Source organism: Streptomyces sp. NBC_00273 (assembly GCF_036178145.1).
Lineage (GTDB): Bacteria > Actinomycetota > Actinomycetes > Streptomycetales > Streptomycetaceae > Streptomyces.
The window spans coordinates 7322272-7346703 of record NZ_CP108067.1 but is presented as its reverse complement, the minus strand read 5'-3'; the positions used below and the strand labels follow the sequence as shown (position 1 = coordinate 7346703).

20 protein-coding genes are annotated in these 24432 nt (G+C 72.1%); 11 read left to right on the top strand and 9 right to left on the bottom strand.

Annotation, left to right across the window (positions count from 1 at the left end):
- Positions 1–74: 74 nt before the first annotated feature.
- The 7 genes from OG386_RS32805 (at position 75) to OG386_RS32775 (ending at position 10233) form a co-directional block, all read left to right on the top strand.
- The gene (locus OG386_RS32805) at positions 75–338 is read left to right on the top strand and encodes a hypothetical protein (protein ID WP_328791083.1); all 264 of its coding nucleotides are present in this window, start codon (positions 75–77) and stop codon (positions 336–338) included.
- A gap of 238 nt (positions 339–576) precedes the next feature.
- Positions 577–741, top strand: a complete 165-nt coding sequence (gene fxsA, locus OG386_RS32800) for an FxSxx-COOH cyclophane-containing RiPP peptide (protein WP_094744751.1) — start codon at positions 577–579, stop codon at positions 739–741.
- Between the two features lie 28 nt (positions 742–769).
- Complete coding sequence (fxsBH, locus tag OG386_RS32795) at positions 770–3022, top strand: radical SAM/SPASM protein FxsBH, inactivated beta-hydroxylase extension form (protein WP_328791081.1); 2253 nt, start codon at positions 770–772, stop codon at positions 3020–3022.
- Entirely contained in the window at positions 3019–3816 is a 798-nt protein-coding gene (locus OG386_RS32790; RefSeq protein WP_328791080.1) for an aminoglycoside N(3)-acetyltransferase, read from the top strand. The genes fxsBH and OG386_RS32790 overlap by 4 nt, the downstream gene beginning before the upstream one ends.
- 80 nt (positions 3817–3896) lie before the next feature.
- Complete coding sequence (locus tag OG386_RS32785; protein ID WP_328791079.1) at positions 3897–5273, top strand: TIR-like protein FxsC; 1377 nt, start codon at positions 3897–3899, stop codon at positions 5271–5273.
- Positions 5257–9252, top strand: a complete 3996-nt coding sequence (gene fxsT / locus OG386_RS32780; protein WP_328791078.1) for an FxSxx-COOH system tetratricopeptide repeat protein — start codon at positions 5257–5259, stop codon at positions 9250–9252. Before OG386_RS32785 ends, fxsT begins: the two co-directional genes overlap by 17 nt.
- Before the next feature lie 84 nt (positions 9253–9336).
- Positions 9337–10233 carry a DUF4231 domain-containing protein gene (locus tag OG386_RS32775; protein WP_327386219.1) on the top strand — a complete coding sequence of 299 codons (897 nt, stop codon included), beginning with the start codon at positions 9337–9339 and terminating at the stop codon, positions 10231–10233.
- 27 nt (positions 10234–10260) lie between these two features.
- Here OG386_RS32775 and OG386_RS32770 read toward each other — a convergent pair whose 3' ends face one another.
- The 4 genes from OG386_RS32770 to OG386_RS32755 form a co-directional block, all read right to left on the bottom strand.
- Positions 10261–10740, bottom strand: coding sequence for a hypothetical protein (locus OG386_RS32770; protein WP_328791077.1), 480 nt, complete (start codon positions 10738–10740; stop codon positions 10261–10263).
- A 97-nt stretch (positions 10741–10837) separates the two neighbouring features.
- Positions 10838–11722, bottom strand: coding sequence for a S1 family peptidase (locus OG386_RS32765; protein WP_384393795.1), 885 nt, complete (start codon positions 11720–11722; stop codon positions 10838–10840).
- A gap of 135 nt (positions 11723–11857) precedes the next feature.
- On the bottom strand, positions 11858–12673 hold the full coding sequence (locus tag OG386_RS32760; RefSeq protein ID WP_328791076.1) for a DUF1684 domain-containing protein: 816 nt from the start codon (positions 12671–12673) through the stop codon (positions 11858–11860).
- 77 nt (positions 12674–12750) lie between these two features.
- Positions 12751–14064, bottom strand: a complete 1314-nt coding sequence (locus OG386_RS32755) for a DUF5685 family protein (RefSeq protein WP_328791075.1) — start codon at positions 14062–14064, stop codon at positions 12751–12753.
- Between the two features lie 285 nt (positions 14065–14349).
- On the opposite strand from OG386_RS32755, the gene OG386_RS32750 reads away from it, so the two are divergent.
- A complete protein-coding gene (locus tag OG386_RS32750; protein ID WP_030012752.1) occupies positions 14350–14799 on the top strand; it encodes a cell division protein SepF in 450 nt (149 codons plus the stop codon).
- A 63-nt stretch (positions 14800–14862) separates the two neighbouring features.
- Here OG386_RS32750 and OG386_RS32745 read toward each other — a convergent pair whose 3' ends face one another.
- Positions 14863–16035 (bottom strand): acyl-CoA dehydrogenase family protein, encoded by a 1173-nt coding sequence (locus OG386_RS32745; RefSeq protein ID WP_189739730.1) that lies wholly within the window; start codon positions 16033–16035, stop codon positions 14863–14865.
- A 166-nt stretch (positions 16036–16201) separates the two neighbouring features.
- A complete protein-coding gene (locus OG386_RS32740) occupies positions 16202–17851 on the bottom strand; it encodes an MFS transporter (RefSeq protein WP_328791074.1) in 1650 nt (549 codons plus the stop codon).
- 323 nt (positions 17852–18174) lie between these two features.
- Between OG386_RS32740 and OG386_RS32735 the strand changes: the two genes are divergently transcribed.
- A complete protein-coding gene (locus OG386_RS32735; protein WP_328791073.1) occupies positions 18175–19284 on the top strand; it encodes a hypothetical protein in 1110 nt (369 codons plus the stop codon).
- A gap of 242 nt (positions 19285–19526) precedes the next feature.
- Positions 19527–20612: a phosphatase PAP2 family protein gene (locus OG386_RS32730; RefSeq protein WP_328791072.1), complete on the top strand. Its 1086-nt coding sequence runs from the start codon at positions 19527–19529 to the stop codon at positions 20610–20612.
- Between the two features lie 287 nt (positions 20613–20899).
- Here OG386_RS32730 and OG386_RS32725 read toward each other — a convergent pair whose 3' ends face one another.
- The 3 genes from OG386_RS32725 to OG386_RS32715 form a co-directional block, all read right to left on the bottom strand.
- Complete coding sequence (locus tag OG386_RS32725; RefSeq protein WP_328791071.1) at positions 20900–21880, bottom strand: helix-turn-helix transcriptional regulator; 981 nt, start codon at positions 21878–21880, stop codon at positions 20900–20902.
- Between the two features lie 37 nt (positions 21881–21917).
- Complete coding sequence (locus OG386_RS32720) at positions 21918–22460, bottom strand: hypothetical protein (RefSeq protein WP_328791070.1); 543 nt, start codon at positions 22458–22460, stop codon at positions 21918–21920.
- Between the two features lie 97 nt (positions 22461–22557).
- Positions 22558–23262 (bottom strand): transglycosylase family protein, encoded by a 705-nt coding sequence (locus OG386_RS32715; RefSeq protein WP_328791069.1) that lies wholly within the window; start codon positions 23260–23262, stop codon positions 22558–22560.
- A 296-nt stretch (positions 23263–23558) separates the two neighbouring features.
- Here OG386_RS32715 and OG386_RS32710 point away from each other — a divergent pair, with 296 nt between their 5' ends.
- Entirely contained in the window at positions 23559–24368 is an 810-nt protein-coding gene (locus OG386_RS32710) for a hypothetical protein (RefSeq protein ID WP_266598185.1), read from the top strand.
- Positions 24369–24432 lie beyond the last annotated feature (64 nt).

Below are 24432 nucleotides of genomic sequence, written 5' to 3'. Positions count from 1 at the left end.
GAGTAGGGTCCGCGACCCAAAGGGCCCCACCCACCACTCGACGGGCGGGCCCCACGAGCCGTGGAGATTGCCCCATGACCCTGCACATCGACGACGTCGGCCTGCTCATCCTCGCCGTCGGGCTCTTCGTCGGCCACGCCGGCTACCAGCACACCAGGGCCGCCTCCGGCGCCGCTTCCGAGGGGGACGCCGTCGGCGCGATCGGCGCCGCCGCCGCGGTGATCACCGCTCTCTTCCTGCTGTTCGGCGGGGGCGGTTCCGCGTCGGCCGAGCCCGCCCCCCGGCCGACGGGACACGCCCTCACATCGCACCAGGTCAGCGCGGTGTTGCCGGACTAGGCCCGGTCCGGACGGGGCCGCCGCCGAGACCCGTTCCCATGAAAAGGATCTTTCCTTGCGGCAAACGGCCGAATCCGCCCTCTTGAGAAATCCGCCGGGCATTGCATGGAAGTCTTGACCAGGCGTCATGTCTCGTGTTGCCAAGGGGGAGTGTCCTAGTAAAGTCCCTGCTTGACAGCAGCATGTGGCCGTTGTCATTCACATGCCCATTCCACATGGCTTCCCCAAGGACGGTGCCGTGAACACTTCAGCATCCCCCGCGACCAGCTCGGTCAAGGCCCACCGGGTCCCGCTCGGCAAGATCGACGTCCACACCGCGTCCGCGGCGACGACGCTCGGTCGCGTACTGCCGGCCGAATCTGCTCGTCCGGTTCAGGCACCGATCTTCAACTCCGCGCTCTGACCCGAACTCTGCGCCCTAGACTGGTGGAATGACCGGCCTGATCGCATTTCGCGAGATCGTCCTAAAAGTTCACAGCAGATGCGATCTTGCATGTGATCATTGCTACGTCTACGAACATGCAGATCAGAGCTGGCGGGCCCGGCCGAAAGTGATCTCCCCCGAGGTTATTTCGCATACCGCGTCCAGGCTCGCCGAACATGCCCGTGACCATGCACTCCCCTCCGTCACGGTGATTCTCCATGGAGGGGAACCCCTGTTGGCGGGCCCGGCCCGACTCCGCCTCGTGTGCGAGGAGTTCACCCGGGCGCTCAGCGGGATCGCCGCCCTCGACCTGCGGATCCACACCAACGGGCTCCAACTCAGCTCCCGTTACCTCGACCTCTTCGACGAATACGGCGTCCGGGTCGGCATCTCCCTCGACGGGGACCGCGCCGCCAACGACCGTCACCGCCGCTTCGCCGACGGTCGCACGAGCCACCCGCTGGTCCTGGCCGCCGTCGCACTGCTGCGCTCCGAGCCGTACCGCCACCTCTACCAAGGTCTGCTCTGCACCGTGGACGTGGCCAACGACCCCGTCGCCGTACTGGACGCGCTGGTCGAACTGGAGCCCCCACGGGTCGACTTCCTCCTCCCCCACGCCACCTGGGAGACGCCCCCGGCCCGGCCCGACGGCGCCCCCGACGCCTACGCGCGCTGGCTGCTGCGGGTCTTCGACCACTGGGACCGGCTGGGGCGCCCGGTACCCGTACGGCTCTTCGAGTCCCTGCTCTCCACCCTGCGCGGCGGCCCCAGCCTCACCGAATCGCTCGGCCTCGCGCCCACCGACCTCGTCGTCGTCGAGACCGACGGGACCCTGGAGCAGGTGGACTCCCTCAAGAGCGCCTTCGAGGGGGCCGCGGCCACCGGCTTCAACGTCTTCGACCACGCGTTTGACCAGGTCGCGGCCCATCCCGGGGTCCGCGCCCGGCAGCTGGGCCTCGCGGGCGTCAGCGACTCGTGCCGCCGGTGCCCCGTCGTACGTTCGTGCGGGGGCGGGCTCTACACCCACCGCTACCGCGACCGGAACGGCTTCGACAACCCTTCCGTCTACTGCACCGACCTGCGCGAGCTCGTGGACGGGGTCGAGGGCCGCACCGCAGCGCGGGAGACCGCGCCGCAGCTCACCGACCCGGCCGAACTCGCCCGGTCCCAGGAGGAACTGACCCGGATCCTGCTGGCCCGGCTGCACGCGGACCTCGCCGCCGACCCCGGCTGGGCGCACGCCTGGGAGCTGCTGGCCGCCGTGGAGCGGGCCGGGGAAGCGGGCACGGACGCGCTGGACGCCGTACTGGACCACCCCTTCACCCGGACCTGGGTGCTGGCGGCCCTGGACGCAGCCCGCGACGGCGAGCAGGACGCCCCGGAGGCGGCGCGCAGGCTGACCGCGCTGGCCGCCGCGGCCGTGCTCCGCGGCGGGCTGGACCTGCCGGCCGAGGTGGCCTACCGGGACGGCGAGGTGTACCTGCCGACGCTGGGACTGTTGCGGCTCGGGGAACCCGGCACGGAGGGCCGGGCCGCGCTGCACGTCACCGCCGAGGGGTACGCCGTACGGGACGGCCGCGCCGAGCACCGCTTCGGGCCCACGGCGGGGGACGCCCGCTGGCAGCCCGTGCGCACCTGGTCGCCCGGGCCGGACGCGGCCCCGGTGGCCCTGGAGGACCTCGACCCGTACCGCAACTGCTTCCCGCGCCCGCCCAGGCTCCGCCTCGGCGCCGGGGAGACCGAGGAGTGGCGGGGCAGGCTGGACCGGGCGTGGGCGCTGCTGCACGAGGCGGTGCCGGAGTTCGCGCGGGCGGCGGCCACCGGGCTGACCACCCTGACCCCGCTCGCGGGCGGCCCTCGGGCGGGCGGTTGGGGCGAGGCCGGGCGGCACGGGCCGGGGGCGCTCGGGGTGCCGTACGCGGCCGGAGTGCGGGAGACCGCGCTGGCGCTGCTGACCGGGCGGCGGCGGACCCGGCTGCGGGCGCTGACCGAGGTGACCGACCTGTACGCGCTGGACGGTCAGTGGCAGCACCGCTCGCCGTGGCGGGAGCGGCCGGTACCGGTGTCCCGGTTGCTGGCGGACGTGCACGAGCGGGTGGCGGTGGAGGCGTACCGGCGGGCCACGGCGACGCCCGAGCCCGGCGGCTCGGACCGGATCCACCGGGCCCTGGACCGGCTCTCGGAGGCGGCCGAGCTGACCGTCACCGGAAAGAGCCTGGTCGCGGAGCTCCGCTACGAACTGAAGACGGTCGACGCGTGACCGCGCCCGGCAGGCTCCAGCTCGCCGTGCAGTTGCGGCTGGCCGGGGTCCGCCCCGGCATGCGGCTCCTGGTGCACTCCTCCCTCGGTGGGACCGGGCTGCGCGCGGAGCTGCTGCGCGACGCGCTGACGGGCGTCCTCGGGCCGCGCGGCACCCTGGTGGTCCCGGCGTTCACCCCGGAGAACTCCAAGACCTCCACCGCCCACCTGGAGCGGATCCGCGGTCTGGACGAGGCCGGGGTGCGGAACTTCCGCGAGCGGATGTCCCCCTTCGACCCGGCGAGCACCCCGAGCCAGGGCATGGGTTCCCTGGCCGAGGCCGTCCGCACCGTGCCGGGCGCCGCGCGCAGCGCCCATCCGCAGACCTCGTTCGCGGCCCTCGGGGCGGACGCGGAGCGGCTGTGCTCGGGGCACCGCCTCGAGAGCCATCTGGGGGAAGAGTCACCCCTGGGAAAGCTGTGCTGGGAGGGCGGGCAGGTACTCATGATCAATGTGGGGTTTTCGGTCTGCACCGCTTTCCATCTCGCGGAGTACCGAATTCCGAAGCCCCCCTTGCGCATGTACGAGTGTGTGGTGAAGGTGAACCTTCCGGGGTCGCAAAGACACCGGCAGGAGGGGGAGTGGACCGCATACGAGGACGTCGCGCTGGACGACGGCGATTTCGCGGAGATCGGTGACGCGTTCCCGGATTCACGGGTGCGCAGGGGGCGGGTGGGAGGCGCGTCGACCATGCTCTTCTCCCTCCCGGATGCCGTCGATCACGCCCTTGACTGGATGACCGAAAACAGACGCTGATTGACTGAACGATGAGGGGATGTGGCGAAGCAGCTCCGGAATGATGTTTCTTCGCTTCGCATCTTCGGGACGGGGGTCGTGTGCCCGCATCAGGGGAGCCGTACTTTTTTCTCAGTTACGCACATACACCGAGGTTCGGGGCCGGGGGCCCCGACCCGGACATGTGGGTCGAGCGCCTTTTCCGTGATCTCTGCGGGCACGTGATGGCGCTGACGGACCTGCGCGCCGGGTACGACGTCGGCTTCATGGACCGGGAGATACGCAGCGGCGAGGGCTGGTCCGAACGGCTCGCCCGGGCACTCGCCAACTGCCGCGTCTTCGTTCCCCTGTTCTCGCCGCGGTACTTCGCCAGCGAGATGTGCGGGAAGGAGTGGTTCGCCTTCGCGCAGCGCGCCGTCCAGCACGGCGCGATGAGCAACAAACAGGCCGAGGCCATCGTGCCCGCGTTATGGGTGCCGGTGCCTCCGGAGCAACTCCCGGGCCCGGCCGAGCGGTTGCAGTTCAACCACAACACCTTCGGCGAGCGCTACGTCACCGACGGCCTGTACGGGCTGATCAAACTGCGCGGCTACGCCGACCAGTACGAGCAGGCCGTGTACGAGCTCGCCCGGCGCATCGTCCAGGTCGCCGAGACCGCCCACCTGGACCCCATCCGCCCGCTGGACTACCGCAACGTTCCGAGCGCCTTCGGCTCCAGCGGCAGCCCGGCCCGCACCCTGCACGTGACCGTGGCCGCCTCCTCCCGGCACGATCTGCCCGAGGGCCGCACCCCCGAGTACTACGGGGACACCGCCCTGGAGTGGAACCCGTACCATCCGGTCGCCCAGCGGCCGATCGCCTACGTCGCCGAGGACCTGGTCAAGAACCTCAACTACCAGACCACCATGTCCTCCTTCGACGACGAGGCCGGGCACCTCGACAGCAAGCAGCTGCCGACCCGGCCGGAGATCCTGATCGTCGACCGGTGGGCGGTGGAGGACGAGCAGCGGCGCCGGCGCCTGGCCGCCTTCGACCGGGAGCCACGGCCGTGGGTCAACGTGGTCGTGCCGTGGAACCGGTACGACCATCAGAGCCGGTCGAAGGAGAACGAGCTGGCCGACCGGCTGGAGACCACCATGCCCAAGACCATGAGCCAGGGCCGGGCCGCCTGCCGGGCCGCCGCGAACGGCGTGGCCAACGTGGAGACCCTCGGCCAGATCCTGCCGCAGGTGGTCGAGGCGGCCGCCCAGCAGTTCCTCAGACACGCACAGCCCTATCCGCCGAAGGGCGACACCTCCATCGAACGGCCCCGGTTGCTGGGGCCGATGGGGATGAACGGGCCGCCAGGGCCGCCATCGCCCCGGGTCCCCTTCCCGCCCGACTCCGATCGGCGCCGGACCGGGCCGGCGGGGGCCGGCCTCCACGACCACGACGACAACGACACCGACCGGGGGGACGCGGATGACAGCGAGCAGTGACAGCAGCGGCGACAGCGACAGCCGTGACGGACGCATCGTCACCTTCTATTCGTACAAGGGCGGCACGGGCCGCACCATGGCGCTGGCCAACACCGCCTGGATCCTGGCGGCCAACGGCAAGCGGGTCCTCGCCGTGGACTGGGACCTGGAGGCGCCCGGCCTGCACCGCTTCTTCCACCCCTTCCTGGACCCCTCCACGCTGGGGGCCACCACCGGGGTCATCGATCTGATCAGCGAGTACGCGTGGGCGGCGACCAGCCCGGTGCAGCGGCCCGACGACTGGCACAAGGACTACGCGCGGATACAGCCGCATGCCGTCTCGCTCACCCCGGAGACCCACGGCTGGGAGTTCCCGGACGGGGGCACCCTGGACTTCGTCTCGGCGGGCCGGCAGAACCGCGAGTACTCGGCGACCGTCTCCACCTTCGACTGGGACAACTTCTACGACCGGCTCGGCGGCGGGCTCTTCTTCGACGCCTTGCGCGCCGACATGAAGCGGAACTACGACTACGTCCTGATCGACAGCCGCACCGGCCTGTCCGACATCGCCGACATCTGCACCGTGCACCTGCCGGACGTCCTCGTGGACTGCTTCACCCTGTCCGACCAGTCCATCGACGGCGCCGCGTCCGTCGCCCGCCAGATCGACGAGCGGTTCAACGACCGCGGCATCAAGATCTACCCGGTCCCGATGCGCATCGACGAGGGCGAGAAGGAGAAGGCCGACGCCGGCCGGGCGCTGGCCCGGATCAAGTTCGACCGCTTCCCGAACGGCCTGGTCGGGGACGAGCTCACCTCCTACTGGGGCGCGGTGGAGATCCCGTACCGCCCCTACTACGCCTACGAGGAGACCCTGGCCACCTTCGGTGACGAGGCCGGGCTCACCAACTCCCTGCTCTCCGCCTTCGAACGGCTCACCGCCGTGGTCACCGAGGGCCACATCACCTCCATGCCGGTCATCGGCGAGGAGGTCCGGCTGCGCATCAGGGACGCCTTCACCCGGCGCCGCCCGGCCCTGCCCGCCGACCTGTTCCTGTCCTACGTCGCCGAGAACCGGATGTGGGCCGACTGGATCGAGTCGGTGCTCACCCGGGCCGGTTTCCGGGTCGTGCCGAAGGACGTCTCGGCCGAGCAGGCACCGGGAGCGGTCGCCGGGGACACCCTCGGGGGCGCGGGCATCAGCATCGACACGGCCGCCCGGACCGTGGTGCTGCTCTCCACCGCCTACCTCAAGTCGGCCCGGGCCGTGGACGTGTGGGAGCGCGCGGCCGCCGAGGACCCGACCGGGGGCCGGCGCCAGCTGGTGCCGCTGAGGGTGGGTGACGTACGGCTCTCCACGCCGTACATCGACCGCAACCCGGTGGACCTCTTCCGGCTCGACGAGGTGCACGCGACCACCGCCCTGCTGCGTGCGGTGGAGCGGCCCATGGCCCTGCCCGACAGCGTCAACAGTGCCTCGCAGCCCGGTCCCCGCTTCCCGGGGACCGTCCCGAAGATCTGGAACGCGCCGCCCCGCAACCCGGGGTTCACCGGGCGCAGCATCGTGCTGGAGCGGATGCGCGACCAGCTCGGCGGGGGCATGGCCGTGGTGCTCCCGCAGCCGCAGACCCTGTTCGGGCTCGGCGGCGTCGGCAAGACCCAGGTGGCACTGGAGTACGTGCACCGGTTCATGGCCGACTACGACCTGGTGTGGTGGATCTCCTCGGAGCAGACCGACGACGTGGTCGCGGCCCTCGCGGAGCTGGCGGTGCGGCTGGGCGCGCAGACCGGCGAGGACATGGCGGCCGCCTCGCAGGAGGCGATCGACCTGCTGCGGCGCGGGGTTCCCTCCTCCCGCTGGCTGCTGGTCTTCGACAACGCGGACGATCCCGAGACGCTCAAGCGGTTCTTCCCGCCGGGCGGGCCGGGCCACGTCCTGGTGACCTCCCGCAACCAGTCCTGGTCGCAGTACGGTGACGCGCTGCCGGTGGACGTGTTCCTGCGGGAGGAGTCCATCGAGCACCTCCAGCGCCGGGCCCCCGGGCTCAGCAAGGACGACGCCGAGCAGGTGGCGGTGGCGGTGGGCGACCTGCCGCTGGCCGTCGAGCAGGCGGGTGCCTGGATCGCGGAGACGGCGACGCCGGTGTCCGTGTACATCGAGCAGCTGGCGCAGCAGGCCGCCCGCGTCCTGGCCCTGAACCAGCCGCCCGGTTACCCGGAGCCGGTGGCCGCCACCTGGAACATCTCCATCGAGCGGCTGCAGTCCCGGTCCCCCGCGGCCGTCCGGCTGCTCCAGCTCTGTGCCTTCCTCGCGCCCGAGCCGATCTCCGCGAACCTGCTCTACAGCAAGGAGATGATCGACGCCCTCAAGCCCTACGACTCCTCGCTGCAGGAGAAGCTGGTGCTGGGCCGGGTGATCCGGGAGATCGGCCGGTTCGCGCTGGCCAAGGTCGACCAGGTCAGCAACAGCATCCAGGTGCACCGGCTGGTGCAGGCGGTGATCCGGGCCCAGCTGAGCGAGGAGGAGCAGCGCGAGGCGCGGCACGCGGTCCACCGGATCCTGGCGGGGGCCCGGCCGGACGACGACGAGCCGATCGACAATCCGGAGACGTGGCCGCGGTTCAACACCATCTGGTCGCACCTGACCCCGTCGGAGGCCCGGTACTGCAAGGAACCGGAGACGCGCCGGCTGCTGATCGACCGGGTGCGCTACTTGTGGAAGCGCGGCGACTTCAAGGCCGCGTACGCCCTCGGCGAGGAACTGCGCGAGGCGTGGAAGGAGATGCTGGGCAACAACGACCTGCAGTACCTGTACCTGCGCTTCCACCTGTCGAACATCCTGCGCTCGCAGGGCCGGTTCGTGGAGGCCAAGGAGCTGGACGAGGTCACGCTGGAGCGGCAGAAGGCGGTGCTCGGCCCCTCGCACCCGCACACGTACATGACCATGAGCGGTCTGGCCAACACGCTGGGCGCACTGGGTCATTACGGGCAGGCGATGGAGCTGGCGACCGACGCGCACGAGGGCTTCAGCCAGATCTTCCACGAGGCGCACCCGCGCACGCTGGCCGCCGCGAACAACCTGGCGCTGAACCTGCGGCTCGTGGGTCAGTACACCAGGGCCCGCGAGATCGACCAGGAGGTGCACGACCTGCGCACCGAGGTGCTGGGGCCGGAGCACCCGTACACCCTGTCCTCGGCGCAGAACCTGGCGCGCGACCTGCGCGAGGTGGGCCGGTACGAGGACTCGGTGCAGTTGCTGAGCCGGACGTACGACACCTACAAGCGGACGCTGGGACGCGCGTTCCCCGGCACCCTCTCGGCGGCGAAGAACCTGGCGGTGTCGCTGCGCCGGGCCGGCCAGCTGGAGGACGCCCTCCGGCTGACCACGGCCACCCGGGCCCGCTACCGGGCCAAGTACACCTCCGTCAACCCGGACCTGCTGTCCTGCGAGCTCAACCTGGCCTCGGACCTGTTCGCGACCGGGGACCCGGGCGGGGCGCGGGACCTGGCGCAGGAGGTGGTGGACGAGTACATGAAGGTGCCGGGCGAGCGGCACCCGTACACCTTGGCGGCCGTGAACAACCTGGCGGTCTTCCACTGGGGCACGGGCGCCGCGGAGACGGCGGAGGCGATGCTGCGCCAGACCATTCGGGGGATGCGGGACGTGCTCGGCGACAACCACCCGCACACCGTGTTCGCCCACCTCAACCTGGCCAACACGCGGGCCGACCTGGGCGATCCGGAAGGCGCTCTGGACCTGGAGCGGCTCGCGGTGATGCGGCTGCGCGAGGCGCTCGGGGCGCACCATCCCGAGACCCTGGCGAGCAGCTCCAACATGGCGGTCAGCCTGGACTCGATGGGCCGCAAGGAAGAGGCGGCCCGGTTGCGGGCGGAGGCGGTGTCCGAGCTGACCCGGCTGCTCGGCGAGGACCACAGCCTGACCCGGTACGCGCGCGACGAGCGGCGGGTCCACCGCGACCTGGAGCCTCTCGCCGTCTGATCCGACGGCGGGCGGCGGGAGCTCCGCGACCGCGGGGCCCCGCCGCCCGCCACCCGACAGCAGGGGGGCGCTGTGACCGACAGCATGACCTTTCGAAACGAGGACCTGCCGGCCCTCTTCCACCACACCGACCAGGCGGCGATCTCCCGGCAGCGGGAGTCGACCCAGGCCACCCGCGCCCAGTTGCTGCTGCTGGTCGCGGCCGCGGCGGCCGCGGCGCTGCCCGCCGGGCCGAAGCTGGGCTCGATGTACCTCTTCGGGCTGCTGAGCGTGCTCTCGTACGTGGGGGTGCTGGGGGTGGGCATGCGGGCGACGCGGCGCCGGGCCCGCCCGCAGTGGCAGCTCAACCGCAGTGCGGCGGAGTTCATCAAGTCCCTGGCCTGGCGGTACGCGGTGCACGGGGCGCCGTTCGGCAGTGAGGTCGCCGCGCCCGAGGCGACGTACCGCACCCGGTTGGAGGCGGGTCTGGCCGAGCTGCGGAAGATGGGCTGGGAGGATCCCCGGGCCGCGGGGACGGTGCCGGAGGGCGGGGAGATCACCGGCGCGATGCAGCGACTGCGCGGGATGGACTACCAGGCGCGGCGCGAGACGTACGTCCGGGACCGGCTGATCGAGCAGCGCAACTGGTACCGGCGGCGCACGGAGGTGTCCCGGCGGGCGACGAACCTGTGGTCGTGGACGATCGTGCTGCTGACCTGCCTGGCGTTGCTGTTCGCGCTGCTGGGGTCGTTCGGTTCGGGTCCCGGGCCGAGGCTGACCGCGCTGCTGAGCGCGGCGGCGGCGGCCGGGATCGCCTGGAACGAGGTGCGCCGCCACCATCCGCTGATCGAGGCGCACACGCTGATCGAGCAGGACCTGGCGGCAATGATGGTCGTGATGCAGACGACCATCACCGAATCGCAGTGGCCCTCGTCGGTGTACGAGACGGAGCGGTACGTGTCTCCGCAGCACACGGACTGGCTGGCCCGGCACAGCAGTTGAGGGCGGGAGGGCGTGACCGGGCCGTCCCTAGTCCCGGGTCACGCCCTCGCGCCAGATGACGGTGACCGGTTTGCCGAGCGCCCGCGCGTAGGCGACGATCTCGGCGGTGCCGCCGTGCCCGCGGGCGGGCTGCCCGTCCCAGACGGCGACGATCCGGTCACAGGAGTCGGCTATGTAGGTGCCGGCGGCGTAGTAGGCCTCGTCCGTGGAGCGGGCGAAGTCCATCCGGACCTCCTGGGTGGCCCTGTTCTTCAGGCCCCGGTAGCGGGCGAGGGCCTCGGCGCCCTCGAAGGCGTCCTCGTAGTCCCCGCTGGGGATCACCACGGTGAGGTCGGCACCGTTTTCGAGGGCGATGGCGGCGAACAGCTGGTCCGCTCCCTCGGCGAGGCTGGAGAAGGCCTCCAACGGTCCTTCGTGGCCGCCCAAGACTGCCCGCAGACCGTCCTCCACATGGCCGAGCACCGAGTCGGGAATGGCTCGGTGCCCGGTCACGCCGATGCGTTTCATGCAGAAACCAGCCTCCCCCGTGGACACGGCCGCCCCGAACATCCTCCCAGAAGGCGGGAGGACGTCCAGGGGTGCGACGGGGGCGCGTGAGTCATCGTCAGTAGACGCTGACCCCGTAGGCGCTGAGGGCTTCGACCACGGGCTGGAAGAAGGTCGTCCCGCCCGAGGAGCAGTTGCCGCTGCCGCCGGAGGTGAGGCCGACGGCGCGGGTGCCCGAGTAGAGCGGGCCGCCGCTGTCGCCGGGTTCGGCGCACACGTTGGTGCGGATCATGCCGTAGACGATGTCGCCGCCGCCGTAGTTGACGGTGGCGTTGAGCCCGGTGACCCGGCCGCTGTGGATGCCGGTGGTGGACCCGCGCCTGGTCACCGACATGTTGACCGTGGCGTTCACGGCGCTGGTGATGTCCTGGCTGCCGACGGTGCCGGGGGGCACCGGCGTGTTGCTGGCGTACTTGATGAGGCCGTAGTCGTTGGTCGGGAAGCTGGATCCGACCGTGGAGCCCACGACGGTGGTGCGGGCGGAGTTGCTCCACCAGGTGCCCGCGCCGTCGGTGCAGTGCCCGGCGGTCAGGGCGTAGTAGTTGCTGCCGCTGCGCACGTTGAAGCCCAGCGAACAGCGCCAGCTCGTGGCGTAGATGGCGTCGCCGCCGGAGACCAGCTTGGTGAGCTTTCCGGGGATGCGTTCGATGCGCAGCGCTCCGACGTCGGCTCCGGCCTCGCGCTTGATTCTGGCGATACCGGCGTCGGAGACCGTGGAGTCGGCGGAGACCACGAGGGTTCCGGTGGCGGGGTCGGTGTGCCAGGCGGTGCCCGCCACGTCGGCGCGCAGGACGGATGCGCCGGCCGAGGCGAGCTGGTCGGCGCTGAATCCGCCGTCCCGCGGGTCCGCGCTCGCAGCCGTGGGGACGGCGAGCGCTGCGGCGGCGGCCAGGCCGGTGGCCACCGCGAGCAGCCTGGTACGGGTCATGCGCTTGATCCTCACTTCTCGTCCTCCTGGAGAGGGTCGGGGGCACGGCGGTTGTGGGGGTGCCAGAGCCCGTGAGGCGCAGCCGGGGGCACGGCGGGCGCACGAACTTTGGCCGTGCCCCTGACAAGCGCTGTCGGGAGTGTCCTGTCGTCAGATACCGCTAGCAAGGGCGGCTTTCAGCCTCCGCTCGCCCGCCGCCACCTCGAAGGGCAGCGTGTTCCCGGGCGGCGGAAAAGGGCAGATGAAGTGGTCCGCGAAGGCGCAGGGAGGCAGCAGGGAGCGGTTGAAGTCCACCGCGATCGCGCCTCGCGCGTCGGGTATGCCGGGCTTCAGGAAGCGGAAGCGGTAGCTGGAGCGCCCGCCGGTGGCATCGCCGAAGACTGCCCAGAGGCTGCCGTCGTCGGCGTCGACGGCGACCTGGACGGCGTGCTCGGCTCCCCCGAAGGAGAAGACCAGCTCTCCGCCGAGGTCGAGGCCGCGCGCCCGCCCGTCGGCGTTTTCCACCTGGACGCTCCGGTCCTCGGCGTACGGCCGAAATCGCCCCGGCAGCACGAAGGCGGGGTCGTAGGGGGTGGCTTCGACGCCGGCGTGGGCCCGGCGGGCCTCGGAGTCGGGGTCGTAGACGCGGACGCCCCACTCCCCTTCGCGCCGGATCACCACGATCCGCAGCTCCCCGGCAGAGAGCCGGGAGTGCGCGGGCGGGGCCTCGTCGGCGGTCAGGACGACGTCACCCGTGAAGGGCTCGCCGTCCAGGCGCACGGAGTCCCCGGCGGTGGCGGTCAGCGCCGCGCCGCCCTCCGACCGGCGCCAGTGCCCCGGAACGGCCGGAATTCGACCTTCCGGGTAGTCGGCGAGCCAGAAGGTTCCGGTCAGCGCGAGGGGGCCGTAGGGCGCGGACACGGCTGCCGCCCTGCGTTCGTGCCATTGCCGCCACGCGGCGTGCGGGTCGTCTGCGTCGTCGCTCATCCCGCTCAACCCTTCCACACCGGTCCGGGCGGGAATCCCCGCGTACGCCGTCCGGACCTGTGAAATCTGAAAGGACCTCAGCAGTCGCAGCCGCAGCAGTCACAACTGCAGCAACCGTCGCCACCGCCACCGCCGCTCCCACCGCTGCCGCCGCCGCTGCCGCCGGAACCCTGGGTGCCGTTGCAGCAGTCGCAGCACTCACAGACGTCGCACCACGGGTCCCGCTTCTTCCGGGACCACGGCCCCTCGTGTTCGGTGCAGCACATCTGGCAGGTGCAGAACAGCCCGATGGCCACCGCGCAGCCGGCGAGCAGTCCGCGGCGCGGCCGCTGCGGGGGCGGCGCGCCCCCGAATCCGCCCGGGCCCGTGGGCGGCATCCCGGGGCCACCCGCTCCCCCACCGTACGGAGCCCCGCCGTACGGAGCCCCGCCGTACGGGTTCTGGCCGTACGGGTTCTGGCCCTGGCCACCGTACGGCTGGCCCGCGTACGGGTTGCCGCCCTGTCCGGCGGAGGCCGTCGCCGTGTGGCCGCAGGTGCCGGTGCCGAAGGCCCGGTCCACCGAGGTGCGCAGCTCGTGCACGAGCAGCCGGTGGGCGAGCCCCGCGTCCGTGAACTCGACCTCGCGCAGCGCGAGCTTGATGCCGTGGAGGGCGTCGTCGCAGAGCCTGCGGGCCTCGGTGAGCGGGGTCCCGGTGGCGGTGAGCGGGTTCCAGGCGCCCGCGACGGCGTCGGCGCCCTGGTCCTCCACCGCGTCCAGCAGGTGCGCGAGCCGACCGAAGTACCGGCCGGCCTCGGCCAGCGCGGCGGCGTTGCCTGGCCGTCCGGCCAGCTGCGCGGTATGCGCGAAGGCGGCGGCCGTCGCGGTCTCCGTCGGCTCGGTCACCACGAGCACGGGGGTGCCGAGGCCCGCGAGCGTCTCGATGCCCGCCTGCCGGTCCACGGCGTCGACGAGCACGGCGGTGTCGAAGCCGAGCGAGGCCCCGGTGCGGGCTCCGGCCCGGTCCCAGCCGCGGGCCACCTTGCGCGCGGCGGCGGCTATGGGAGCACGGGCCAACAGCCCGTCCCGGTCGGCCACGTGGTCGCGCACCTTGGCGGAGGCGAGCACCAGCGAGACGGCGGCGGCGAGCCGCGCCCCCTCGCCCTGGGCCACGGAGGCGGTGCGCATTCCGCGCAGCGGGCAGGGGCCCGCGGTGCGCCGGGCCTCGGGCGCGGTACCCGACTGAGCCTCCGTCAGAACGGAGACGAGCAGCCCGTCATAGTTCGTCACGATCCGGGCGAACTGTCCGTGATCGCCCCGAAGTGCCAGGCAGAGCCCGCACAGATGGGCCATCCACTCCGCCTTGAACCGCTCTCCCAGCCGGTGCGTGCAAGGTCTCACGATGCCGAACAAGCTGCTTCCCCCGTGTGTCGTACGCGTGCTTGCCGGGCATCGTATCGACCCGCGCGTTTCACCCGTACGTCCGCGTCGCTCACCCGTAAGGCCGCAGCGGTCGTATTTTCACTCAGTCAGCAGTGGTAACGGCCAGGATCCTTGGACGTGCAACGGATGTTCTGCACCAGTACCGTCACGAAACCCGTGCGCGGCGACTATCCACTTGGCGCGTTGTCAGCATCATGGACGAGCATAGGGGCAGCGGAGAGAAGACAGACTGACCGCGGTGAAAGGAGGCAGTCCATGGGTTCGGTGCGCAAGGCGAGTGCCTGGCTGGGTCTCGTGGAGGACAGCGACGACGATCGCTACTACGACGACGACTACGCGGAGGCCGCCCAGGGTTCGGTGGCAGGCCCCGGCGAGCAGTGGGTCACCGACCCCCGGGTCCGGGTGGCCTCCGAGTCGGCCGTGGAGCACGGCCGTCGCATCGCGACGGTCACCCCGGACGGTTTCCGTGACGCGCGGGGCATCGGCGAGCTGTTCCGCGACGGGGTCCCGGTGATCGTCAACCTGTCGTCGATGGACCCGGGTGACGCGAAGCGCGTCGTCGACTTCGCGGCCGGACTGACCTTCGGGCTGCGCGGTTCGATCGAGCGGGTGGCGACCAGGGTCTTCCTCCTGACCCCGGCCGACACCCAGATCGTCAGCGGCGAAGCGGGCGGCCGTTCACGCGACTTCTTCAACCAGAGCTGAGCCCGGGGGCACCTCTGGTGGGTCCCTCCCGGACGGAGTCCGGGGGAGGTAGCTGGGGGATCCTCACCGGAAGGCGTCCAGACCGGTGAGTGCCTTGCCCAGCACCAGCTGGTGCATCTCGACGGTGCCCTCGTAGGTGAGCACCGATTCGAGGTTGGTGGCGTGCCGCATGACGGGGTACTCGAGGGAGATCCCGTTGGCGCCGAGGATGGTCCGCGCGGTGCGACAGATTTCGATGGCCTCGCGGACGTTGTTGAGCTTGCCGAAGCTGATCTGCTCCGGCCGCAGGGTGCCCGCGTCCATGCGCCGGCCCAGGTGGTGGGCGAGCAGGATGCCCTTGTGGAGCTCCAGGGCCATGTCCGCCAACTTGGCCTGGGTGAGCTGGAAACCACCGATCGGCTTGCCGAACTGCTCCCGCGTCCTCGCGTAGTCGAGCGCGGACTCGAAACTGGCCCGCGCCGCGCCCATGGATCCCCAGATGATCCCGTAGCGCGCGTGGCTGAGGCAGCCGAGCGGCCCCTTGAGCCCGGTGACCAGCGGCAGCACCGCGTCGGCGGGCAGCCGTACGTCGTCCATCACCAGCTCGCTCGTGACGCTGGCCCGCAGCGACCACTTGTGCTTGATCTCCGGCGCGGAGAAACCGGGCGTGTCGGTGGGCACCGCGAAACCGCGGATCCCCTCGTCGGTCTGCGCCCACACCACGGCGACCGCCGCGACGGAACCGTTGGTGATCCACATCTTGCGGCCGTTCAGCACCCAGTCGGTGCCGTCGCGCTTGGCGTAGGTCCGCATCGCCGCGGGGTCCGACCCCACATCGGGCTCGGTCAGCCCGAAGCAGCCGATCAGCTCGCCGGCGGCCATGCCGGGCAGCCAGCGCTGCTTCTGCTCCTCGGAGCCGTACTTCCAGATCGCGTACATGGCGAGCGATCCCTGCACCGACACGAGCGAGCGGATCCCGGAGTCGGCGGCCTCCAGCTCCAGGCAGGCGAGCCCGTACTGCACGGCGCTGGCGCCGGCACACCCGTAGCCCTGGAGGGACATCCCGAGCGCTCCGATGCCACCGAGTTCCCGGGCCAGCTCGCGGATCCCGGGCAGCTCGCCGCTCTCGTACCACTGCGCGATGTTCGGCAGCACCCGGTCGGCGGCCCAGGCGCGGACGGTGTCCCGGACGGCGAGGTCCTCGGGTCCGAGGAGCTCGTCGAGCCCGAGCGGATCATGGGGCAGGAACGCGGACACGGGGCCTCCCGGCGGCCTGAGAAAGAACCTAGCAGCGCAAGTTTTGCGCTCGCCCGAAGCTATTCGCCCCGGCCGGGCAAATCCAGCCCCCACCCTTCCAGCCCCGCCGGAGCTCGAGGCGCGGAGCCCCCGGCAACGGCGCCGCACCCGGCGGCACCGGACGGCGTCAGCCCGCCTGCTCGACCGAGGCCGGGGCCGCCCGCACCTCACCCTTCGCCTGCGCGGGCAACCGCACCTCCGCCGCCTCGTCCTCCGCCGCCCCGCATTCCATCGCACGCGGCAGCTTCAACGCCATCACCGCGCCCGCGAACAACAGCACCGCGCTCACCAGCAACGTCACGTGCAGTCCGTGCACGAACGACTGCCGCGCCGCCGCGTGCAGCGACGCCCCCGCCGGCCCTCCGAGGTGCGCGGCGATCTGGTAGGCCTCGCCCAGAGAATTCGCCGCGCCCGCCGAATCCGCCGCCGACACCCCCGGTACGTCCATGAGCCCCGGCCGGTACGCCGCGTTCATCACACTGCCCAGCAGCGCGATGCCCATGCCCGCGCCCAGCTGGTACGAGGTCTCGCCGATCGAGGCCGCGCCGCCCGCGGTGGCCGCCGGGGCCTCGCTCAGCATCGACTCGTACGCGGCGAACAGCGTGGTCTGCAACCCGAAGCCGAGCAGGATGAAGCCGACGGTCAGCAGGAGCGGCCGGTCCTGCTGGCCCATGAGCGTCAGCAGCAGCACGGCGCAGGCGGTCAGGACGAAGCCCAGCGACACCATCAAGCGGGGCCCGACCCGGCCCAGGGTGTAGGAGCCGGTGGCGCCCGCGGCCATGGCGGCGAAGGTCAGCGGCAGCAGGCGCAGGCCGGTCTCCAGCGGGCTGAGGTGCAGCACCAGCTGGAGGTACTGGACGGCGATCAGCTCCAGGCCGACCAGGGCCAGCATGGCGAGGACGATGCAGCCGACCGAGGTGGAGAAGGCGGCGCGCGAGAACATCCGCATGTCGATCAGCGGGTGCTCGCGCCGCTTCTGCCGCCGTACGAAGAACACGAGCAGCGCCACGCCGATCAGCAGCGGGAGCAGCGCCTCGGCGTCGAGGAGCCGCCGCTCGGCGCCCAGCCGCTTGATCCCGAGCACCGTGCCGAGTACACCGGCGGCGGCCATCAGTGCGCCGAGCACGTCCCACGGCCCGTCGGCGGAGCCGCGGGACTCCGGCAGCAGCCAGCGGCCGAGCGGCAGGATCAGTGCCATCAGCGGGATGTTGATGAGGAAGACGGATCCCCACCAGAAGTGTTGGACGAGGAAGCCGCCGAGCACCGGGCCGCTGGCCGCGCCGATGGCGGCGACTGCGGTCCAGATGCCGATGGCGAGCGCCCGCTCGCGCCGGTCGGGGAAGACCTGCCGCAGGATCGACAGGGTGGCGGGCATGATCATGGCGCCGCCGATGCCGAGCAGGGCGCGCGCGGCGATGAGCACCTGGGCGTTGTCGGCGAGGGCCGCTATCGCGGAGGCCACGCCGAAGAGTCCGTAGCCGAGGAGGAGGATGCGGCGTCGGCCGACCCGGTCACCGAGGGTGCCGAAGAGGATGAGCAGCGAGGCGCAGACCAGTGGGTACGCGTCGACGATCCACAGGAGCTCGATCGAACCGGGGCGCAGGTCCTCGGTGACGGAGGGGACGGCGACGTGCAGGATCGTCGCGTCGAGCGCGACGAGGACCAGGCTGACGCAGAGCACCGCCAGGACGACCCAGCGGTTGCTCCCACCGGAGGCGGCGCCCAGCCGCTGCCAGGGGGAAGGGGTCCGGACCCCGGCCGCGTTCGTCCCCGACATGCATGTACCTCCCAGGTGATCCCTCGGGCTCGGCGGACCAGCGTCTTGTGGAGCCACGGGGGGTGGTGCGCTGTGCGGCGTCCAACGGGGTCCGGCATCGACACGCGAGTGAACGGTCAGCGTACGCGAGTTCGTCTGCCCCACACGTGGTCAAGCTCTCATCCCGGCGGAGGCCCCCGTGTGGCGTATGCCACTCCCTTCGCCGTCATCCTTCCCCCGTGTACACGCGCGCTCACGGCCCGTGGTTTCTGCGCCACCGCGCTTTCCGCCCCGGCTCCGGCCCTTGGGGGGGGGTACGGCCGCCGCCACCGATAATCGTGCCTGTGGAAGATCTTGGATTTCGCCGGGCCGCACCCGCACTGGCCGCCTGCGCGGCGGTGCGGCTGCTCGGGCTGACCGTGCTCGCGGTGTGGGGCGCGGCGGTCGGCAGCAGCCCGCACACGCTGCTGTCGGCCCGCTGGGACTCGCTCTGGTACGCCCGCATCGCCGCGGAGGGGTACGGGTACGAGGTGCTCCTCCCGAACGGGGACGTCCACTCGAACCTGGCGTTCTTCCCGCTGCTGCCGTGGCTGGAGCGGGTGGTGTCCGCCCCGACCGGGCTCTCGTACGGCTCCGCGGGTCTGGTGGTGTCGGTGGTCGCGGGGCTCGCCGCGGCCTGGGGGATCTTCGCGGTGGCCGATCTGGTCCACGGCCGCCGGGCCGGGGTGTTCGCGGTCGCGGTCTGGGCGGCGCTGCCGGTCGGCATCGTGCAGTCCATGGCGTACAGCGAGTCGCTGTTCACGGCCCTGGCCGCCTGGGCGCTCTACGGGGCCCTGCGCGGACGGTGGCTGACGGCGGGACTGCTGGCGGCCGGCGCCGGGCTGACCCGCCCGGTCGGCGCGGCGGTGGTCGCGGCGGTGTGGGTGGCCGCCGCGACGGCCTGGCGGCGCGGGGAGCGGTCCTGGCGGACGGTCGCGGGGGCGGTGCTGGCTCCGGCGGGCGCGGCGGCGTACGTGCTGTGGGTCGGCGCGCGCACCGGGGGCGGCCTGCTGGGCTACCTGGACGTGCAGGGCGGCTGGGGCAACGGCTTCGACGGCGGCTGGGCGTTCGCGCGGTTCGTCGGGGCGAAGCTGGCCTCGTCCGCGTTCCTCGCCGGGGTGGGGTTGATCGCGGGGGTCGTGCTGGTGCTCTGGCTGTACGGGAAGTGCGTCCGGCAGCGGCAGCCGGTGCCGCTGCTCGTGTACTGCGGGATCGTCGTGGCGCTGGCGCTGTGCGCGTCCGGGTACTTCGGCTCCAAGCCGCGGCTGCTGCTGCCGGCCTTCCCGCTGATGCTGCCGCCGGCGGTGGCGCTGGCGCGCTGGCGGACCGGGCGGGCGGCCTCGGTGGTGGGCGCGCTGGCGCTGGCCTCGGCGGTCTACGGGGCGTTCTGGCTGAACGGCTCGGGTCCTCCATAGGACCCCCACATCACGGAATGGATCATTCCGGTCCATCTTTCAGCAAAAGAAATGGCCCGCGCGGCAATAAAGTCCGGATAAGCGACCGAAACAATTCACCGAGGTCGCGGATCGAGAGGCGACCAACCACTGTCGAAATAGCGGGAATTAAGCCTCGCGTGAGACCAACTCCACATCACATGGTCATCACAAAGCGCTCGATTCGCCCGGGCCGACCAGCGGCGGGCGGTAACGTCGATTGAGTGCGTACCGACCAAATCCTGACCCGTCTGGAGCGGGTGTTCGCCCGGCTGGACCGGGAACCAGAGCGACCGGCTCATCTGCAAACCCCGCAGATGAGCCGGCACCGCGTCGTACTCCTGGGATCGACCCTCGCCTTCTATCTCGCAATCGTGGTCGCGGTACTGACCACTTCCTGGCTGGTCCGCCTGGACTGGCAGATCATGTTCTTCCGGCCCTACGAGCAGTGGCCGCAGCTGCACGCCTTCCTCGACTACCTGGTCGTACTGGGCCAGCGCGGACCCACCGCGGTCATGGTCGCCGCCTGGCTCGGCTGGCGCTCCTGGCGGCAGCACACCCTCCGCCCGCTGATCACCCTCGGCGTGGCGCTGCTGCTGCTCAACATCACCGTCGGGTCCGTCAAGCTCGGCCTCGGCCGGCTCGGTCCGCACTACGCCACGGAGATCGGATCCGCCGAACTCTTCGCCGGGGGCGATATATTCCCTTCCGGTCACACCGCCAACGCCGTGGTGACCTGGGGGATCCTGGCCTACCTGGCCTCCACCGGGGTCACCCGTCGGGTGTTGTCCGTGGTGTCCGCGGTCGTCTCGCTGAGCGTCGGCGCCACCACCGTGTACCTCGGCACCCACTGGGTCAGCGACGTCCTGCTCGGGTGGTCCGCGGGCCTGCTGATCCTGCTGGCCCTCCCCTGGTTCGAGCCGCTCATCGCCCGGACCGAGGCCTACGTCTTCGACGTGCGCGAGCTGCTGCGCCGCCGCGCCGAGACCGGACGGATGCCCGCGCCGGTCGTCTCCGCGCTCACCCCGCTGCTCTCGGCGGGCGGCAAGTGGCAGTTGCGGAGCCCCACCGAGGCCGCCACCGCCACCGCCGAGGAGCCGGTCCCGCAGCCCGTCACGACCACTGCGGCCGCGCCGACCACCGCCACCGCGCACTCCCCCACCGCCCGGCCCGCCGTGCACCCGGCCGGCCGCCCGCACGTGATCCGCTCCGAGCGGACACCGGTCACGCCGAACGGCAGCCGCCGCCCGGCGCACACCGAACGGGCCACCGCCCGGGGGGCCGCGGCCCGTCCGGTCGCCGGCGGCTGACCATCCCACCGCGGGGGCGGTACGCACCACCTCTCCCCGCGACACACGAAGGCGGGCCGGGTCCTCGGACCCGGCCCGCCTTCGCCGTTCGTCAGCGCCACGCCCGGACGTTCGTCCGTCCCGGGTCACGCTTGTGTCACAGAATATCAACAGCCGCAAATTGTTTACCGGTCCGCGACACGCCCGGGGTTCAGACGGTTTGGAATTTGTGTCGAACACGGCCGAATTCGTGTCCGGGATTGCCATGATCCGCTTGGACCAGACCAGTTGAATCCCCCTCAGCTCCCCTACATTCCCTTCACTTCTCCGGCCTCCACGGCCCTGCCCAAGAGATCCCGCGCGGCTCTGATCCGATCCGTCAGCTCCGGCGGCTCGACCACTTCGAACTCACAACCGAGCAGCATGACGTGAATCACCAGAACGTCCAGGTTCACCGCCCCGGTGCGCAGCAGACAGCTCTGCCCGTCGACGGGTTCCAGGACCCCGTCGCTGGGCCCGACGATCCGTGCCGCCTCCTGCGCCGAAACCTTCAGCCGCACCACCGCGCGGGTCGCGTACACCCGCTGCGACACGCCCTCGGAGACGTAGGCGGCGAGGTCCTCGGCGGGCGCCGGGCGCGGGGGGAACCGCGGTCCGTGCGGAGGCCTGGGCTCGATCCGGTCGGCGCGGAAGGTCCGCCACGCCTCCCGGTCCAGGTCCCAGGCGACCAGGTACCAGCGCCGCTCGGTGCACACCAGTCGGTGCGGCTCGACGGTGCGGCGGGTGACGTTCCCCTCGTGGTCGCGGTACCCGAAGCGCAGCCGCTCGCCGTCCCGGCAGACCGAGGCCAGCTCGGTCAGCACCGAAGGGTCCACGGTGGACCGCTGGGCGCCGCGCAGCATGGGCACGGTGAACTCGTTGAGCGCGGACACCCTGCGGCGCAGCCGCGACGGCAGCACCTGCTCCAGCTTCGCGAGGGCGCGTACGGAGGACTCCCCGATGCCCTCGATCCCGTTGCCGGCGGCGGTCCGCAGGCCCACGGCGACGGCCACGGCCTCCTCGTCGTCCAGCAGCAGCGGCGGCAGCTCGGCCCCCGCGCCCAACTGGTAGCCGCCGCCGGTCCCGGGACTGGCGTTCACCGGGTACCCGAGCTCCCGCAACCGGTCCACGTCGCGCCGGACCGTCCGCGCGGTGACCCCGAGGCGGTCCGCGAGATCGGCCCCGGTCCATTCGCGGTGGGCCTGCAGCAGGGACAGCAGGCGCAGCAGTCGTGCGGAGGTATCGAGCATCCCCAGAGTCTGCCAGCGCTCCGTGACCGGCCGGACCTCAGCAGAGCAGCGGTGGCGCCTCGGCGCCGCTGAGCTCTACGAGCGCGCAGAGGGTCTTCAGGGAGACCTTCCAGACCCCGTCCTCGAACACCACGGTCCCCTTGCTGCCGGGCAGCACCGTCTCGTCGCCGACCTTCAGGTCGTAGGTCACCTCGGCCCCGGTGGGCGAGGTGAAGGTGACGTCGGTGACCTTGACGGAGGTCTTGGCCGCTTCGGCACCGGCCGAGAAGCCGTCCAGCAGCACCTTGAGCAGGTCGCCGTGCTCCAACAGCTCGGCCTTCTCGTCGGTCGGGGTCTTCGGGTCGAAGAACGCGGTCCAGTTCTTCTCGATCTGCGCCTTGGCCGCCTCGGGGTCCGCGGGCCCGGGGGCGGCCGGTAGGACCAGGGCCGCGGTGGGCGGTGTGCCGGGGGCTCCCGCCGCCACTGCGGGCGAGGACCATCCCACGGCCGCCGGTAGGGCCAGCAGGACCGCGGCCGCCGTGCAGGCCGCGGCACGTGCGGGTGCGCGCGGGTGCGCGCGAGGGCGTCTGCTCAGGACCATCTGGCTCACCACCGGTGTCCGAGCCGTTCGGCTCGTCGTTTCCAGGGTCAGCGCCCTCAGGGCATCGCGCAACGCGCGGCCGGCCCGGGCGCCCCGGTCAGGGGCGCGGGGCCGGTGGCGGAGCGGTCGGAGCGGTGACCGGCACGGGCGCTGGCACGGACGCCGGCACGGGCACGGGCGGGACCTGCGGCGGGGCGGCGGGCTCCGCGGTGGGGACGACCAGCAGCATGCCCACCACGAGGGCCTCCGGCTCCGGCCCGATCCGCTCCCGGTTCGCCTCGTACAGGGCCCGCCACCCGCCCCGGACCCGGTGCTTGCGGGCGATCGACACCAGCGTGTCGCCGTCGCGCACCGCGTGCATCCGCCCGGCCAGCCCGTACCGCTTGGAACACACGGGCCACGCGCTCCAGCCCTGCGCGCCGAGGACGTCCTCCGCGACCCGGATCTGCTGCACGCGGCTCGCCAGATCGGCCCGCTTCGCGAACGCCAGCCCGCCGTACTCCTCCCACGTCGGTTGCCAGAACTGCAGCCCGCCGTAGAAGCCGTTGCCGGTGTTCACCGCCCAACGCCCGCCGCTCTCGCAGTCGGCCACGCAGTCCCAGGGCCACTCCCCGCCCGGTCCGCAGTCCCCCGGCCCGTCCCCGATCACACCGGGCGAGCCGGGGTGCGCCGCCCCGGCCGGCCCGGGCGCGGGTGGCGGCGGAGCCGCGGCCGCGGCTCCGCCGGGCAGTACGAGCGCCAGCACGGCGGCGAGCGCGACGGCGCCGCCGGAGACGGCCCGACAGGTCCGGTGAGGGGGCATCGGGTCACGCTACGCAGCCGCCCGCGACCCCCTTCGGCCCGCCACGCGGCAGGTCACCGCACCCCACCCGGTCGGCCGACCGCCACCACCGCCCCAAACGACCACACCTGGGCACCAACTGAGCACAAACAAAGAACAGTTGGCACGGAAGCGAAGCTAAGGTCGGACGGTTCACCCTTCCGGGGGCCAGGTTCGAATCCGTTCCCTCAAATGGCGTGACCCCCGCCGCCGCTCGGCCGTTGAGCCCGGCGAGCCGGGAGCCTCCCGGACCCGCACCTATGCCGAGGAGCCACCCCGTGCCGCGCATGCTCGACGTCAGTGATGAGGTACGTGCCGAGATCGGTGACGAAGAAGCCGACAGGCTGCTCGTCGGCGAAGACGCGCCGCGCAGTTACGACTGCACCTCCTGCCGCACCCCGGGCGACCCCGAGAACGACCGCACCAGCACGGTGCTGTTCGTCGGCGAGGAGACCGCCGTCCTCGCCTTCGCCCACGCCACCTGCATCCCCTCGCAGGTGGTCTCGGTCTCCGAGGAACAGCTCCAGGGCGCCGTCCGCAGCATCACCGGCGACAGCCCGGCCTCCGCCGGTGGCCCCGGCGCCGCCCCGCAGAACGTGCCCGGCGGCCAGGCCGTCCTCGGCATCACCAGCGGCCTGATCCTCATCGCCGGGGAGCTGCACCCCGCCCTGGTCGTCGAGCCGACCGCGCCCATCGCCCGCCCCGGCAGCGACGGCCCCGGCGACGACTTCCTGCCGCTCCTGATCGAGCAGGGGTTCATCCCGGTCACCGACACCTCCGAGGTCCCCACCCTCCTCGGCGGCTGGTCGGTCCTGCTCGCCGCGGGCCAGCTGCACGCCGTCCTGCAGCCGGGCAACGACGGCGCCGGCCAGGTCGCCTGGTGGCAGGCGCACCAGGCGCTGTCGGTCACCGACGGCTGGCGGGCCGCCGTCAACAAGACCCAGCGCGTGCTCATCTACGCCGCCCCGGTCGGCTCGATCGGCCAGCAGCCCCGTGAGGACCTGCTGCGCGACGCCCTGGACAAGGCCGCCGCCGCGGGCAAGCTCGTGGCCGCGGCGATGCCGCTGGCGGGTACGCCCGGCGCCTGATCCCGCCGGTACGAGAACGGCCGCCCAGCCCCCTGCCGTGGGGGTCGGGCGGCGTGCGCCGGGG